At 70.7% G+C, this 1,370-nt stretch carries 1 protein-coding gene; it reads right to left on the minus strand.

Features of this window, described 5'->3' with window-relative positions; all coding sequences use genetic code 11:
• Positions 1 to 1,370 (minus strand): transglycosylase SLT domain-containing protein (locus x551_RS22265; RefSeq protein WP_036251676.1); only part of this gene is annotated, 1,370 nt, incomplete at both ends.

Genomic DNA, 1,370 nt, shown 5'->3' on the forward strand with positions numbered 1-1,370 from the left:
CGTGGCGGCGCGGTTGCCGCGGGCCTTGGCCGTCGTGCTGGGGCTGCTCTTGCGGGCGGTCGCGGCCCTGCCCGGCAGGTAGAGCACCACCGCCTGGCCGGTCTTGAAGTGGGCGCCGGCCGCCACCTTGTTCCAGTCGGCCACGCTGGCGGCGCTGAGCCGGTAGCGTGCGGCGATCGAGGCCACGCTGTCATTCTTGCGCGCCTTCACGGTGGTGCGGCGCAGCGCCGGGGCGTCAGGGGCGAGCAGCATCGTCGCGTTGTCGGCCACGCGCTCGGACACGTCGTCGAGGTGCCGGTGCGGGTGCCGGGGCACCATCAGCGTCGAGCCGGCGCGCACCAGCATGCGCGGCGGGATGCGATTGGCCTCGCGCAGTTCGGCTTCGCTCATGCCGACCCGCTTGGCGGCATCGGCCGGCTTCATCGTCGTCGGCACGACCCAGGCGGTCCAGCTGGCCAGCGGGCCCTGGTAACCGGGCAGCGCGCGCACGAACTCGTTGGCGTTGTCGTAGGGCAGCAGCACCTGCGGCGTGCCGGCGGCCAGGATCACCGGCTTGTTGAGCGAGGGGTTCAGCGCGTGGAATTCGTCGAGCGGCAGGCCGGCCAGACGGGCCACCAGGGCTGCGTCGATGTCGCGCTGGATCGGCACGCTCAGGAAGTAGGGGTGGTTCTCGATCGCGGGCAGCGTCAATCCGAAGGCCTCTGGCCGCGCGATGAGGTTCTTCACGGCCTGCAGCTTGGGCACGTAGTAGCGCGTCTCGTCCGGCATCTTCAGGCTGAGGTAGTCGGTCGGCAGGCCGAGTTTCTGGTTGCGGGCGATCGCGCGGCCCACGCTGCCTTCGCCCCAGTTGTAGGCGGCCAGCGCGAGATGCCAGTCGCCGAACATGCCGTGCAGCTTCTGCAGGTAGTCGAGCGCGGCGCGCGTGGAGGCCAGCACGTCGCGCCGGTCGTCGCGGAAGGCGTTCTGCGCCAGATCGAAGTGCTTGCCGGTCGACGGGATGAACTGCCACATGCCCGAGGCCTTGGCGGTCGACATGGCCTGCGGGTTGAAGGCACTCTCGATGAACGGCAGCAGGGCCAGTTCGGTGGGCATGCCGCGCCGTTCGATCTCCTCGACCACATGGAACAGGTAGCGACTCGACCGCTCGGTCATGCGCTGCACGTAATCGGGCCGCGTGGCGTACCACTGCTCGCGGTCGCGGACCAGCGGCGTGTCGAGGTCGGGCATCGCAAAGCCGCGCCGCACGCGTATCCACAGATCGCGTTGCGCCGCGATGGCGTCGAGGTCGATCGGTTCTTCCGGGCGCACGGGATCTGTCGGCGGGCCGGCCGCGACGGCGGCATCGTTCGGCGCGGCGGCGCTGGCGGCGG

It is taken from the genome of Methylibium sp. T29 (assembly GCF_000576205.1).
Lineage (GTDB): Bacteria > Pseudomonadota > Gammaproteobacteria > Burkholderiales > Burkholderiaceae_C > Methylibium > Methylibium petroleiphilum.